This window comes from Streptomyces purpureus, from assembly GCF_014648195.1.
In the GTDB taxonomy this organism is placed as follows: domain Bacteria; phylum Actinomycetota; class Actinomycetes; order Streptomycetales; family Streptomycetaceae; genus Streptomyces; species Streptomyces purpureus.
Map to the genome: position 1 here is coordinate 37,425 of NZ_BMQQ01000025.1, position 13,534 is coordinate 50,958.

The following is a 13,534-nucleotide window of genomic DNA, read 5'->3' on the forward strand; positions in this document are numbered from 1 at the left end:
AGCCCCCGGTCAGGACAGCTTGATGGTGCCGGGGCGGAAGGTGGGCAGTTGAAAGACGACTTCCGTGGTGTTGGTGGGTGGCGCTGGGAACTGCATGAAGACGCTCGACTGCGCTCCCGGCGCCAGGCTGGACAGTCCGGTCGTTGTCAACGGCCGGCCGTCGGTGTCTCGCAGCACGTAGTACCGCTTCTTGCCGGCGGAGTCCACGAGGGTGGCTCCGCCGAGGGAGTTCCCGTGCTTCATGATCTCGGTTTCGTTACCCCTGAGCTGTGCGGTGATGGTGGCTGGGGCATCGGACGTGTTCTTCAAGGTGCCCTTGATAGTCAGGAACCCACCGGTGTCCCTCTGCGCTGAGTACAGGGTCAGCTCCAATCCCTCCTGCCCCTTCAACACCGCGAGCGTCTCCGTCGGCGCTTCGGTCTGCGGCTGCTTGCCGTTCCCGGAGCCCTGAGGCGTGGACGCTGTCGCCGCAGGCTTGTCCTTCTTGGGGTCACCTTCTCCACCGCAGCCGGATACGGCGAGGGCCAAGCCTGCCGCGATGACGACCACGGCAATCCCCCTGCGGGCCTTCGTTGCGTACCGAACACTCATGAAACGCGGTTCCTTTTCTCGTCGTTCGCTTGTCAGTCGGCCAGTCGGACAGTGAAGAGGTCAGCAGCGTCGGGAAGCTTCGGATGCTTCGGGTCGATCTCCCACGGAACACCGTCGCACGAGAGGCCGAGAATCGGCTTCGGGTCCTGGTCCGTGTCGTCGCCCGGCCCGTCGTCCTCACCCGGATCCGGATCCTCGGTCGGAGGCGGCTTCGGCGGGTCGAAGGTGCACCGGGGTTCGATGACGGCTTTGGCCTTGGCTGTGGCGTGCCGGTTCTCGGTCCCCGGGATCACGGACTCGCCGACGGTCCCGAGGGTGCGCACCTTGACGGTGAACCCTTCCTCGTCGTCGAACCGGGGGAGACGGTCGCAGCCGCCTTCGGTGAGCTCCGCGCCATTCCTGTTCGCGAACGATTCCGCCCGAAGGCACGCGGTGTACGTACCGAAGCGTCGGCCGTTGAGGAAGCCTTTCCACTCGGCTGGATTGAGGATGACCTCCAGCCAGCCGTCCCGCAGCTGTTCCCGAGCGTCCTGCGCCGCTGCGAGTGCTGCCGCGTCGGCCGCCGTCTGGGCGCCGTTGCGGGTCGCGGCCGCCTGTCCTACCGCGAAGTACGCGAACGCAAGAAAGAGCAGACCCCCCACCACAGTGATGTAGATGGGGAAGGCCTGCCCTCTGTCGCCGTTGTAGCGTCGGACTGCTACTCGCCGCCGCCACCACCGGTCAGCTCGGTGATCTTCTTGCCGATGGCGTCCTTGATCGAGGTACCGATGTCCGTACCCGTGATCGCCACCACGATCGCCACGACCACCACGATGATGCCCAGGTACTCGACCGCCGTCTGTCCCCGGTCCTTCGCCTCGTAGCGGGCCTTGACCCGGTCCACGGCGGTGTTCGTCCAGTGACCCACGTACACCTTGGCCGTGGTCGCGGACTTCAGCATGACGTCGCTCATGGTGTTCCCCTCCAGGTCCGGCCGACCGCTGGTCGGCCGACGCGTAAGTCTCTGTGGTGCCTCCCGCGGGTCCGGCTTCCTCCTGGCCGGTGCCGCTTTCGACACGAGAAACGTACGCCGGGACACCCGTCCCGCCAGAGGGTCCGTGGGCCCAAACCCGGGCCCAATCCAGGGCCCACCGCGATCGGTTGGCGTGGGTCATCGCGGCGCACCTCCGTGGGCGGTGCCAAGCCAGGCCGCGATGGCCTCGCTGCGGCTGACGCTGTGGAGCTTGGAGAAGATGCGGTTGATGTGGTTCTTCACGGTCTTCTCGCTGATGAAGCAGGTGGCGGCGATCTGCTGGTTGCTCATGCCGGACGCGATCAGGTCCATCACCTCCACCTCCCTCGAACTCAGGCCGTATGCCTCCCTGTTGCGCTGCGACGACTGTGACATGACAGGTTGCACATGCGAAGCATTTTGCTGAGACTGCAATGAATTCGAGACACTTGGCGCCTCCGGAGTGTGTGCAGACGCACTGTGCCCGCCAACCCGTGGTTGCGGCTCGTACGGGGGATGGCTCCCGCCCTCGTACGGCACCCCGGACGCGTACACCGCCCCCAGCCCCTCCGGCAGCGGGCCCGGAAGCGGGCCGCCCGGGGCCGGTTCCTGGCTGCGGACCTGGGCCAGGAGGGCGCTGGCCGCCGTCGCCGTGAAGTGGGCCCGGCCCTCCTTGATGTCGCGGATCGCGCTCACCAGTTGGTCGGCGGTGAACTCGCCGTGGACCAGATAGCCGCCGGCGCCCAGGCGCAGGGCCTCCTGGACGATGGAGCTCTCCCTGCTGTACGTCAGCATCATCACCGGCGCGATGCGTACGAGGTACGGCAGCGCGGAAATGCCGTCGACGCCGGGCATCCGGACGTCGAGGAGCACCACGTCCGGCTGATGCTGCTGCGCCGCCTCCAGGGCCTGGCGGCCGTCGGCCGCCTCCGCGACGACCTCGATGTCGTCGCGGCCGCCGAGCAGGACCGTGAGTCCGGCCCGTACGACGGGGTTGTCGTCGGCGACGACCACCCTTAAAGGGGCCGCCTGGGCCCATGGGGCCTGGGCGGGGTGCTGGGCCCCGGTGAGCTCCGAGCGGGGCTCGGGGGTGTACGAGGACGTGTGCTGAGAGACGTGGGACGACACCGAGCGCTGTCCGGCGGTGTGGGAAACGTCGTCCGGCATGGTGCGGCCTCCTCTCGCGTGGTGGGGACGGGTCGTTGAGTACGGGCAAGCGGGTCAGGGCAGGGGCGGTCCTGCCGGCGGGGGTGGGAGCGGGGGTGTGCCGGGGGTGAGGGCCCCGACGGGGAGTTCTAGTCGTACTTCGGTGCCCCGGGTCGCCCTGCCCCGACCGATGCGGATCCGGGCGCCGATGCCCGCCGCGCGTTCGACCATGCCCACCAGGCCGAAGTGGCCGGCCCGGCGGAGGTCGTCGAGGGTGGTTCCCGGGGGCAGGCCGCGCCCGTCGTCGTACACGCTGATGCGTACATATCCGTTGACGACCCCGGACGAGACCTCGACGTGGGTGGGGCGGGCGTGGCGGTGGGCGTTCTCCATCGCCTCGGAGGCGATGGTCAGCAGCTGGCGGGCGACCGCCTGGGGGACGGCGGGGACGGCGCTCTCGCCGACGGTCCGGTAGGTGGCGCGCAGGCCGCTTCGGCGGGCGAAGTCCTCGACCCGGGCGGCGAGTTCCCCGCCGATGTCCACGCCGCCGCCGGTGTCGGAGCGGCGGCGCAGGTCGGAGAGGAGTTCGCGGGATTCGGCGGCGGCGCGGCGGGCGGAGCGGGCGACGAGGTCGGCCTGGTGTTTGACGGTGAGGGGGTCCATGCGGTCGGCGGAGGCGGCGAGGCCGTCGGCCGCGAGCGCCAGGCCGTGCAGGGTCTTGGCGACGGAGTCGTGCATCTCGCGGGCCAGCCGGGCCCGCTCGCCCTCCACGGCCTCGGTGACGGCGAGGCGGGCGCGGACTTCGGTGAGCGCCTGGGTGGCGGTGCCGAAGCGCAGGAGGAGGTTGCGCAGGGTGACCCCGACGGCGCCGGCCACGACGCACAGGCCGGGCATGAGGGTGGATTCGCCGAAGGACGCGTCGATCTTGGGATCGGCGGTGTACAGCGCGATGAGGATGAGGGACTGGAGGCTGGCGAAGAAGGCGGCGCCGCGCCAGCTGTAGACGATGCCCGCGAGGAGGGGAGTGCAGACGCTGACGTATCCGAGGGGGCTCTGGGGGCCTGCGGTCACGAGGAGCAGGGAGCCGATGAGGGTGTCGGCAGCGAGCAGGGGCGGGTATTTGAGCAGGAGTGGGCCGAAGCGTTCCCAGTCCCGGAAGGGCAGGTACGAGCCCATGAAGGTGACCAGGACGGCGCCGCCGACGAGCTGGCTGGCCAGTCCCGGGGCGGCGTTGAGCAGGGCGACCGGGGCCGACAGGGCGATCATGGCGAGGCGGAAGCCGAAGACCTGGCGGCACATGGCCTGCAGCGCGCTCACCTGAATGTTCAGGGCGGGGGTGGGCGCGGGGGTGGGGCCCGGTCCTTCCACGTTCCCGACGACGTTTCCGACGCCGTTGCCGAGCCGGCGCGAAGACCCCGTCGAAGCCCCGAGCCGCAGCCTGGACCCCAGCCGGGCCACGGCTCCGAGTCCGAGCCGGGACCCCAGCCGGGACACGAGCCCGGCCCGGGCCCCCGGCCCCGGTGCAGGGCCGGACGCCGGACGGAGTCTGCGGATCGCCACGCCCGCCTCACTCCCCCGTGAACGAGCCGAAGTTGGTGCCCGTACCGAGGAAGAGGCCCGCGCCCAGCAGGATGACCGTCGCGGGGACCATCAGCGAGGTGATCACGAGGGTGGCCTTGGGTACGGCCTTGGCGGCCTTGCGGCGGGCGTTCTGGGCGTCGGTGCGGCGCATGTCGTTGGCGATCTGGATGAGGGTGTCCACGATGGGCGCGCCGAGCTCCTCGCCCTGCTGGAGCGCGGTGACGAACTGGGCGACCTGTTCGGAGTCGTTGCGCCGGCGCAGTTCGTCGAAGGCCTGGCGGCGGCTGACGCCCATGTCCATCTGGCGCAGCGTGATGCGCAGCTCGTCGGACCAGGGGCCTTCGTACTTCTCGGCCACCCGGTCGAGGGCCTGGCGGAAGCCGAGGCCGGCGCTGACGACGACGGCGAGGACGTCGAGGAAGTCGGGCAGGGTGCGTTCGATCTGGTCGCGGCGGACGCGGATGGCGGACCAGATGCCGACCTCGGTCCAGAAGGCGCCGAAGGCGAGGAGGAGCAGGGCGACGAAGACGCTGCCCTTGGAGAGCATGACCAGTCCGCCGAGCGCGCCGAGGAAGCCGTAGACGGCGCGGCGGGCGCCGTAGCGGTCGATGGTGAGGCCGCCGGGATTGCCGGCGAGGTCGATCTTGCGGCGGACCTCGTTGACCCGCTTGGGGCCCATGAGGCGCAGTACGGCGGGTGAGTAGCGCATGCCGAGGCGGTCGACGAGGGAGTCGACGGCGCCGGTGCGGGAGGACCCGATCTCCAGGGCGAGGGCGAGATCCCCGGGGAGCTTGGCCTCGGCGCGGTACATCCGGATTCCGCAGAAGACACCGGCCACCGAGAGGCCGGTGATCAGGGCGAGCAGCAGTTCCATGGGTCCTCCTCCCTCAGACGCCGGCAGGCGCTCAGACGTCGATCTTCGAGAAACGGCGGATGATGACGAAGCCGACCGCGTACAGCGCGAAGGCGACGACGACGGCGACCTGGCCGATGCTGGAGCCGGTCATCTTGTCGAGGGCGCCGGGTTGCATGTTGTCGATGAGGAGGAGCGAGCCGACGCCGATGACGGGGACCGAGTAGGCGGTCATGCTGACCTGCGACAGCTGGGTACGGACCTCGCGCCGGGTCTCCTTGCGTTCCTCCAGGGTCTCGGTGAGGTTGCGCAGGGAGCCGACGACGGTGCCGCCGGCGCGGTTGGACAGGACGAGGGTGGTGACCAGGACGACGAGTTCGCGTGAGGGCAGCCGCTTGGCGAGTTCGCCGAGCGCCTCGTCGATGGAGCGTCCGACGGCGAGCTGGTCGGCGACCTTCTTGAGTTCGTCGCCGGCGGGGGCTTCGAGTTCGTCGGCGGCCATGCTCAGGGCCATGCGCAGGGCGAGGCCGGCCTGGGTGGCGTTGGCGAGGATGCGGGAGAGTTCGGGGAGCTGGTTGATGAACTTCTCGATGCGCTTCTGCCGCTGCCAGTTGAGGAAGGCCATGGCGACGTAGATGCCGAGCAGTCCGCACAGGGGGCCGAAGAAGGAGGCCAGCATGGCCTGTCCGATCATCCACAGGGCGGCGACGGTGACCAGCATGTAGACGACGAACTCGCCGGGTGTGAGGTCGAGGCCGGTGGAGGCGATGCGCAGTTCCAGCTTTTTACCGAGCTGGGTGCGGCGCACGCGCCGGTCGATGGAGCGGAAGCGGCGCCGGCGGCGGCCGGGGAGGGCGATCTGGCCGGTCTGGGAGAGCCGTTCGACCAGGGCGGCGCGCTGGGCGGCGCCGGAGGAGTAGGCGTGGATGCCGATCACCCCCAGCACGCAGCAGAGCATGGTGCCGCCGATCGTCAGCAGGGCGAGGTTGTTCATGTCCGGCTCCCTACTGGGCTTCTCTGAGGGCGAGCTGTTCGGCGGTGGATGCGACGCCGAAGGCCTGCGGGATGGGCTGACTGGCCATGTAGAGCCGCTCGGCGACGCGGCGCGGCAGCGGGTGGTACTCGAAGTTGCCGTAGACCCTGCCGTCGGCGGCCATGGGCTGGGCGTGGAAGCGGCAGACGGTGGCGATGGCGAAGCGCTCCCGGCCGCGGGAGGCGAGGACGCCGATCTCGCTGATCTTGCGGGTGCCGTCGGCGTTACGGGTGAGCTGGACGATGACGTCGACGGCGCTGTTGATCTGGTCCTGGAGCGCCTCGAAGGGGATCTTCACCTCGGACATGGAGGCGAGGGTCTGCAGGCGCATGAGCGCGTCCTCGGCGCTGTTGGCGTGGACGGTGGCGAGGGAGCCGTCGTGGCCGGTGGACATGGCCTGGAGCATGTCGAGGGTCTCGCCGCCTCGGACCTCTCCGACGATGATGCGGTCGGGGCGCATGCGCAGGGAGTTGCGGACCAGGTCGCGGATGGTGATCTGGCCCTTGCCCTCGACGTTCGGGGGGCGGGTCTCCAGGCGGATGACATGTGACTGCTGGAGCTGGAGTTCCGCGGAGTCCTCGATGGTGATGACGCGTTCGCCTTCGGGGATGAGCCCGGAGAGCGCGTTGAGAAGGGTCGTCTTTCCGGTACCGGTGGCGCCGGAGACGATGACGTTGAACTTCGCCTGGACGAGGCCGGAGAGCAGGATCAGCATCTGCTCGTCCAGGGAGCCGAGGCCGATCATCTCGTGCAGGGTGTAGGCGCGCGGGAAGCGCCGGATGGTGAGGGTCGCGCCGGAGAGGGAGAGCGGCGGGATAATGACGTTGACGCGCTCTCCGGAGGGCAGACGGGCGTCGACCATCGGGTTGGCTTCGTCGACGCGCCGGTTGACGGTGGAGACGATGCGTTCGATGGTCTGCATCAGCTGGTCGTGGGAGGCGAAGCGGAGCGGGAGGAGTTCGACCCGGCCGGCGCGTTCGATGAAGATCTGGTCGGGGCCGTTGACCATGATTTCGGTGATGGAGGCGTCTTCGAGGAGGGGTTCGAGGACGCCGAGGCCAAGGGCCTCGTCGACGACGCGGCGGATCAGCTGGGCCCGTTCGACGGTGGAGAGGACGGGGCCTTCGCGGCTGATGATGTGGCCGAGGACGCGTTCGAGCCGGGCGCGCCGTTCGGCGGCGGCGAGCGCGGACATTTCGGCGAGGTCGATCTCCTCCAGCAGTTTGGCGCGGAAGGTGGCGACCAGATGGCCGTCCTCCCGCCCGCCGCTGTCCTCCTCAGGGGCGGTGATGCGTGCCCGCAGACTCATGGATCGTGTGCTCCTCAGTCCGTACGTACGTCCGGTGGTGCGACAGGGTCGGTCGGGGTGGGTCGGCTCAGTCGGCGGGGAGGGTCGCGGTTCTCGCCACGTCGCCCGGGCTGAAGCCGGGGATCACCGAGGGGATCCGTACGGTCGCCCTGGCCTCGACCTCGTCTCCTCCCCAGGGCCTCGCCACGCGCACGTCGACGTCGAGCCAGTCGCTCACCGCCTCCTCGCCGGCCCGCTTCGGTGACATGTCCGTCCCGTCGTGGGTGGCGGTACGGGCCGCGACCCGGGCCGCCGTTCCGGCCTGCTGGGCGGCGTAGGCGGCGAGCCCCATCTGTACGCCGACCAGGGCGAGCAGCAGCAGGATGGGGAGGAAGCCGAGGTATTCGACGGCGACCTGCCCGCGGTCGCCGGCGCGCCGCGTTCGCTTCTTCGGCCCGCTCATGTCAGTACCTCTCTTCCAGTACGGCGGAGGCCTCCGCCGTGACCGTGAAGGGGAAGTCGATGGCGCCGGGGAAGAGCACGGGGACCCGCAGGTCGACGGTGACGTCGACCATGTGGTCGGCCGCGTCGGTGGTGCACCGGGCCACGTCGTGGCGGATCCATGAGGCGGGGAGCTTTTCCCGGGCCGACTCCTCGCAGGTCGCCTGCCGGTAGGTGGCGTGGGTGAGGGCGGCGTCGCGGGCGGCCTCGTCAGCGGCGTTGCCGGCCAGCGTGAAGGTGTAGCCGACCAGCACGAACTGCCACAGCAGGACGAGCGTGAGCAGGATCAGCGGGGTGGTGCCCAGGAATTCGACGGCGACCTGACCGCGGTCCTGGCACGCCGCCCGGCGTACGGACTCGTGCCGCGCCGCCCGGCGTACGGACCCCTGCCGGGCCCAGGGGCGTGCGGACCCGCGCCGGACCCGTCGCCGTACACAGTCCCGTCCTGTCCCTGCCGGTACGCCCTCGTTCCGTACCCCCCGGCTTACGGACTCACGCCAGGCCCGGCGCCGTACGCCGTCCCTTCCCACCCCTCGGCGTATGTGCTCCACTGCCATCCCCCGCTGCGACATGGGTCAGCTCGCCCCCTCGTTCCTCGACGGGCGCCGGCGGAATCCCACGGAGCCCCGGTCGTTGCGCGCCTTTCCTTGTTTCTCCGGGCCCGCCGGTGCCTTCACCAGTCCGAGCTCGCCCGCCAGTCCCCACAGTGCCTGCTTCACCGTCGACTTGGCGTCCAGTTCATGCATCCTCCCCGCGTCCACCACACCCTGGAGCTCCTTGAAGGCGGCGGGGATCGCGATGCCCGCCATGCGGGTGCCGGTGATCTTCTGGATCAGCGGGGGCTGGATCTCGGTGGAGCGGTTGTAGCGGTTGACGAGGGTGAGGGTCTCCTCCGCCTTGCGGATCTGGAGGCGGTCCCACATCCGGACGATGCGTTTGGCCGCGCGGACCGCGACGACGTCGGGGGTCGTGACCAGCAGCGCGATGTCTGCCATTTCGACGGCCGCGGCGTTGGCGCCGTTCATCTGGGTGCCGCAGTCGACGACGACGACCTCGTAGCGGGAGCGCAGGGCGCTGATGATCTGGCGTACGGAGCGCTCGGAGACCTCTTCGCCGCGTTCGCCCTCGCCGGGGGCGAGGAGCAGGGCCATGCCCGTCTCGTGGGTGAAGACGGCGTCCTGGAGGACGCGCGGGGATATGTCGGTGATGGCGGCCAGGTCGACGACGGAGCGGCGGAACTGTACGTCCAGGTAGGAGGCGACGTCGCCGGCCTGGAGGTCCAGGTCCGCGAGGGCGACGGTGCGGCCGGAGGTGCGGGCCGCGAGGGCGAGCTGGACGGCGGTCACGGTGGTGCCGACGCCGCCCTTGGCGCCGGTGACCGTGACGACCGTACCGCCGGGTCCGGTGAAGACGTCGGCTCCGGCGCCGAGGTGGCGGCGGACGCCGACGGACCACTGGGCGGCGGCCTGGACGCGGTGGGCCAGCTCCTCGTAGCTGAGGGGCAGGGCGGCCAGGCCGCGGGCGCCGGAGTCCATGGCGGCCGAGAAGAGGCCCGGGCTGGCGTCGGCGGTGATGAGCACGACCCCGACGGCGGGGAAGCGCAGGGCCACCTCCCGGATCAGTTCCAGCGCCGGCACCGGACCGATCCGCTCGTGGACCAGCACGACTTCGGGCAACTCGTCGAGGGACTCCCCGGCCAGCCGGGCGAGGGTGTCGATGAGCTGGGTGGAGTCTCCGACCGGAGCCGCCGGCTCCGCGTCGGGCAGCTGGCTGAGCAGAGTGGTGACGGACCGGGCCGCGTCGGGGTCCCCGACGGCCGGGAGGATTCTGGTCGTCATCCCATCCTCACTTGTCCTTGTCGAGCGTGTACGTGCGGTCGCCGGGGCGGATGGTGGTGTCACTGCCGGGGGCGACCAGCGCGAGGCGGACATGCTGGGCGAACGACTCGGCGTAGGCGACGCGCTGGGTGTTGAGGGTGTTGAGGGCGAAGGTGATCGGTACGGCTTCGGAGCCGCGGCCGCCCCGGTCGTCCTTGTCGGGGTTGAGGGCGGTGAGCTTGCCGACGTCGAGGACCTTGGCGTTGTTGACGATGATCTTCGACTGGGCGGGTTCGCCCTCCCGCTCGCCGGCGAAGGTGGCGTAGATGTTCACCGTCGCGCCGGGCGTGATCTTGCCGGCCACACCGGTGGCGGCGTCGATCATGATGGCGATCTCCTGTTCGCCGGGCTGGAGGGCCGGGCGTTTGACGATCATGTCGTTCTGCAGGAGCGAGCCGGGCTGCAGCCGGGTGATGGCGATCTTGCCGTTGATGTCGGAGATGTCGGTGACGGCGTTCTTCGAGAGCCAGCGCTTGGGCATCGTGATCTTCTCGAACTGGCCGGTGTTGAGGGCCGTGTAGGGCACCACTTCGCTCTTGACGCGGTACGCCGACACTTCGGGGCCGACCTTGGAGTTCGCGTCGCTGATCACCGAGAGCACACCGGCGAAGGCACCGAAGGCGCACAGGACGGACAGCAGCAGGAGTATGACGCCGCGGCGCTGGCGGGAGTTCATGGCCGTACAACCTCGATCGGATGCCGTGAGCGGACAGGGGACGTACAGGGCACGAGAGGGACGAGGGGGCGAGCGGGCGCCCCTTCCCTATGGGACACGGGCGGGGAGCGTGTGGTTCTCGGCCGTGGGGAGCGGCGCCGAGCAGAAGCCGCAGCGGTCGCCTATGAGTTCCATGCCGCACCAGTGGCATTTCTCGCGCCGTACGGAGGCGACCAGTTGGTAGACGACGGAGATGTCCGGGAGGTAGGCGGCGAACTCCACCAGCTTGCCGGTGCCCCACCAGCGTGGCGAGTCGGCGGGGAGTGCTGCCTCCTGGACGCCCTGGACCTGCCAGCCGGGGGCGAGGACGGTGGTGGGCCAGTCGGACTGCAACTGGCCTTTGGCCAGCAGGAGCTGGGTGGCGAACTCCGGTCCGGCGAGGGGTTCGGCGTCCGGGCCGATCTTGAGGAGCTGGGGGTTGGGGGCGGCGAGTACGGCGAACTGCGAGCCGGGCATCCAGCCTTTGAGGTGCGCCTTGAGGCTGACGGGTACGCGGTCGAGCCGGGCGACGGAGTTGAGGACGGCTCCCGCGTAGATGTAGTGGGAGAGCAGCCGCGCCGCCGAGGCGACGACGCCGGGGCTGAAGTCGCAGACGGAGAGCTGTCGCAACTGCCGTACGAGGACGGCGATCCCGAGCGGCGGGAGGCTGGACTTGAGCAGGGCGACCCGGTCGCTCTCCATGATGGACCGGACGGCGTGCAGCCGCTGTTCGAGGGCGGGGTCGACCGACGACGGACACACCACGACGACGTATCCGTGCTGTTCCAGCAGGATCTGCATCTCGGCCAGCGCGGATTCCAGGGGCTGGACGTCCGGTGCCCGGAACACGGCTGCTGTGGGCGTCTGTTGGTCGGTCGGCGGAAGCACCAGGTCAGCACTGGTGACCGCAATCGCTGTCGGCACTTCTGGTTCCCCGTCCACTCCGGTCTCCGGGACTCCGGTGACCGCAGATCGTGTACTGCGCAGTGCGGCTGCATCTGCACTTTAGCCACGACTTACTGGCCGGTGAACACCCAATCTTTGACCCCAGGAACCAACCTGACCATCATTCGCCATCAAAGTCGGACAGAGCGGGCGGCACCTTCGGTAAACATTCGATCGCCCTCGTGATCCATTCGAAAGGTGAAGGCGAAACGAACGCCGAATTGCGCCGGTGAATCACCCCGTGAAGACGTTCCCCCGATGACGTTCATATGAATGCGGAATCACGCGTTCAGGTGGTTTGAAGTGCTCGGATCGATTGGGGCCCGGCCCAGGCGGAGTTGGGCCCCGCAGTGGGCCCGCGGGCCCATGCCCCGAGCCGTACGCCTCACTAGGCTCGCCGCCGACCAGCGGCCACAGGGGCACCCGCCCGGGGGTGGCCTTCGGGCTCGGCGGCAGTGACACGGAGGGCATCGGGATGACTGAGGGGGGCCGGATACCGCCGGCGCGGGGGCGGCTGCGGTCGGACCGGGGGGCCACCGCCACCGAGTACATGGGGACGGTCGTGGTGGTCGCCGCCGTCATCGGCGCGCTGACGACCACCGGCATCGGGGCACAGATCGCCGGCAAGATCGCCGCCGAGATCTGCCGGCTCACCGGCGGCGCCAACTGCGGCGGAGGGAACCAGAACACCGCCGCGCCACCCAAGGACGCCGATTTCGAGCCACCGCTCTGTCAGATCTCCGCCATCAGCGACAAGGCGGGCGCCAAGGCGAAGTTCCTGTTCATCGAATGGGGCCAGGAGTACGGCTTCCAGGAGCAGCGTTTCAAGGCGAAGACCGACATCAACAAAGACGGGGTGATCAACGACAAGGACGAGCTCGTCATGGTCACCTTCACCGATGCCGCGTCGCTCGGGGCGAAGAAGGACTTCTCACCCAAGGCCAAGATAGGCAAGCTCGGCTCGGACAAGATCGAACTGGGTGCCGGAATCAAGGTCACCAACGGAGACACCTGGGTCTTCGAGAGCGAGGAGGAGGCCAAACGCTTCCGGGACGACATCGAGAAGCTCAAGATGTACGAGATACGACGGAAGTCTCCCGGCGGCGCCGACGCCAGCGTCGGCGACAGCATCCTCTACCTTTTCGGCAAGGGTCCCCTCAAGGACGAGGAGGAGACCCGCGAGCGGATCGAGCGGGATCTCGGCAACAACCGGCAGATCAGCTACGGCAAGGTCGGTGTCGAGGGTTCGGCGGCCGGCGGCATCAAGATCTCGGCCGGGGACGACAAGAAGCTGAGCGCCACGCTGGGCGGCAACGCCAAGATCACCCCCGAGGTGACCTGGACGGACAACAAGTACAAGAACAACAAGTCCTACACCTACTCCGCCTCGATCGAGTACGGCACGAAGGTCGGCTACGAGGCGGGCGCGATCAACGGCGAGTCCTCCGCCAGCACCACCCAGACCGGCACGATCACGGTCACCAAGGACAAGACCACCGGGAAGATCATCCGTATCGACATGACCCGGACCGTCGAGAAGGGCGCGACCAAGGACGGCGCCAAGGTCAAGGGCGACAACGGCAAGAAGGACGACGACAAGAAGGACGGCAGCGTCGGCGGCAAGGGCACCGACACCCAGACCGGTATCGACGTCTACACCAACACCGTCACCTTCCCCACCGGCCCCGAGGGCGACGCCGACCGCGCGATCGCCGAGAAGTGGCTGGACGGCTACGGGGACAACACCGCGCCCTTCACCTACATGTTCGACGAGCACGCCCCCACCAAGCGGCCGGGCGCCGACGACCCCTTCGGCCGGCTGCTCTTCGACAAGGGCAAGTCCAGCAAGACGCGGTACACCGGCAAGACGGACGCGGCGGAGTACGGCTTCGATCTCAACCTGGGCCTCAGCCTCGGCTTCTCGGTCAGCACCGAGAAGAAGGAGGAGATGCTCAACGACGCCCAGTTCCTGGGCGCGCCCCGAGGCGACCAGCGGTCATATGTTCCGTACAGCTACTGTGCGAACTGATCCGG

General features: G+C 69.2%; 14 protein-coding genes. 1 reads left to right on the forward strand and 13 read right to left on the reverse strand.

All coding sequences use genetic code 11. The features are described from left to right. Positions 1 to 9: 9 nt before the first annotated feature. From IEZ01_RS26160 to IEZ01_RS26220, 13 genes are all read right to left on the reverse strand, one after another. Entirely contained in the window at positions 10 to 591 is a 582-nt protein-coding gene (locus tag IEZ01_RS26160) for a hypothetical protein (protein ID WP_189204092.1), read from the reverse strand. A gap of 32 nt (positions 592 to 623) precedes the next feature. Beyond that, positions 624 to 1,241, reverse strand: coding sequence for a pilus assembly protein TadG-related protein (locus IEZ01_RS26165; protein WP_506417166.1), 618 nt, complete (start codon positions 1,239 to 1,241; stop codon positions 624 to 626). A 47-nt stretch (positions 1,242 to 1,288) separates the two neighbouring features. Next, a complete protein-coding gene (locus IEZ01_RS26170; protein ID WP_189204094.1) occupies positions 1,289 to 1,543 on the reverse strand; it encodes a Flp family type IVb pilin in 255 nt (84 codons plus the stop codon). 198 nt (positions 1,544 to 1,741) lie between these two features. Then, positions 1,742 to 2,749 carry a response regulator transcription factor gene (locus IEZ01_RS26175; RefSeq protein WP_189204096.1) on the reverse strand — a complete coding sequence of 336 codons (1,008 nt, stop codon included), beginning with the start codon at positions 2,747 to 2,749 and terminating at the stop codon, positions 1,742 to 1,744. A gap of 54 nt (positions 2,750 to 2,803) precedes the next feature. After that, on the reverse strand, positions 2,804 to 4,096 hold the full coding sequence (locus IEZ01_RS26180) for a sensor histidine kinase (protein ID WP_229833237.1): 1,293 nt from the start codon (positions 4,094 to 4,096) through the stop codon (positions 2,804 to 2,806). 199 nt (positions 4,097 to 4,295) lie between these two features. Then, on the reverse strand, positions 4,296 to 5,183 hold the full coding sequence (locus tag IEZ01_RS26185; RefSeq protein WP_189204100.1) for a DUF5936 domain-containing protein: 888 nt from the start codon (positions 5,181 to 5,183) through the stop codon (positions 4,296 to 4,298). Positions 5,184 to 5,214: 31 nt separating this feature from the next. Continuing rightward, the gene (locus IEZ01_RS26190; RefSeq protein ID WP_019889070.1) at positions 5,215 to 6,156 is read right to left on the reverse strand and encodes a type II secretion system F family protein; all 942 of its coding nucleotides are present in this window, start codon (positions 6,154 to 6,156) and stop codon (positions 5,215 to 5,217) included. Positions 6,157 to 6,166: 10 nt separating this feature from the next. After that, the gene (locus IEZ01_RS26195; RefSeq protein ID WP_019889069.1) at positions 6,167 to 7,504 is read right to left on the reverse strand and encodes a TadA family conjugal transfer-associated ATPase; all 1,338 of its coding nucleotides are present in this window, start codon (positions 7,502 to 7,504) and stop codon (positions 6,167 to 6,169) included. Positions 7,505 to 7,571: 67 nt separating this feature from the next. After that, positions 7,572 to 7,946, reverse strand: a complete 375-nt coding sequence (locus IEZ01_RS26200; protein WP_019889068.1) for a TadE/TadG family type IV pilus assembly protein — start codon at positions 7,944 to 7,946, stop codon at positions 7,572 to 7,574. A 1-nt stretch (position 7,947) separates the two neighbouring features. Beyond that, positions 7,948 to 8,289, reverse strand: a complete 342-nt coding sequence (locus IEZ01_RS36090; RefSeq protein ID WP_229833239.1) for a pilus assembly protein — start codon at positions 8,287 to 8,289, stop codon at positions 7,948 to 7,950. A gap of 270 nt (positions 8,290 to 8,559) precedes the next feature. Next, positions 8,560 to 9,822 (reverse strand): CpaE/TadZ family protein, encoded by a 1,263-nt coding sequence (locus IEZ01_RS26210; protein WP_019889066.1) that lies wholly within the window; start codon positions 9,820 to 9,822, stop codon positions 8,560 to 8,562. A gap of 7 nt (positions 9,823 to 9,829) precedes the next feature. Further along, positions 9,830 to 10,537 (reverse strand): Flp pilus assembly protein CpaB, encoded by a 708-nt coding sequence (cpaB, locus tag IEZ01_RS26215; protein WP_189204102.1) that lies wholly within the window; start codon positions 10,535 to 10,537, stop codon positions 9,830 to 9,832. Positions 10,538 to 10,624: 87 nt separating this feature from the next. Further along, positions 10,625 to 11,443 (reverse strand): hypothetical protein, encoded by an 819-nt coding sequence (locus tag IEZ01_RS26220; RefSeq protein ID WP_229833240.1) that lies wholly within the window; start codon positions 11,441 to 11,443, stop codon positions 10,625 to 10,627. A gap of 532 nt (positions 11,444 to 11,975) precedes the next feature. On the opposite strand from IEZ01_RS26220, the gene IEZ01_RS26225 reads away from it, so the two are divergent. Then, positions 11,976 to 13,529: a hypothetical protein gene (locus IEZ01_RS26225; RefSeq protein ID WP_189204106.1), complete on the forward strand. Its 1,554-nt coding sequence runs from the start codon at positions 11,976 to 11,978 to the stop codon at positions 13,527 to 13,529. The last annotated feature ends 5 nt before the right edge of the window (positions 13,530 to 13,534 follow it).

Coding starts and splice junctions, on each gene's coding strand:
- IEZ01_RS26190 (WP_019889070.1), bottom strand. CDS start 6,156: ATGAACAACCTCGCCCTGCTGACGATCGGCGGCACCATGCTCTGCTGC.
- IEZ01_RS26170 (WP_189204094.1), bottom strand. CDS start 1,543: ATGAGCGACGTCATGCTGAAGTCCGCGACCACGGCCAAGGTGTACGTG.
- IEZ01_RS26175 (WP_189204096.1), bottom strand. CDS start 2,749: ATGCCGGACGACGTTTCCCACACCGCCGGACAGCGCTCGGTGTCGTCC.
- IEZ01_RS26185 (WP_189204100.1), bottom strand. CDS start 5,183: ATGGAACTGCTGCTCGCCCTGATCACCGGCCTCTCGGTGGCCGGTGTC.
- IEZ01_RS26200 (WP_019889068.1), bottom strand. CDS start 7,946: ATGAGCGGGCCGAAGAAGCGAACGCGGCGCGCCGGCGACCGCGGGCAG.
- IEZ01_RS26160 (WP_189204092.1), bottom strand. CDS start 591: ATGAGTGTTCGGTACGCAACGAAGGCCCGCAGGGGGATTGCCGTGGTC.
- IEZ01_RS26195 (WP_019889069.1), bottom strand. CDS start 7,504: ATGAGTCTGCGGGCACGCATCACCGCCCCTGAGGAGGACAGCGGCGGG.
- IEZ01_RS26225 (WP_189204106.1), top strand. CDS start 11,976: ATGACTGAGGGGGGCCGGATACCGCCGGCGCGGGGGCGGCTGCGGTCG.
- cpaB (WP_189204102.1), bottom strand. CDS start 10,537: ATGAACTCCCGCCAGCGCCGCGGCGTCATACTCCTGCTGCTGTCCGTC.
- IEZ01_RS26210 (WP_019889066.1), bottom strand. CDS start 9,822: ATGACGACCAGAATCCTCCCGGCCGTCGGGGACCCCGACGCGGCCCGG.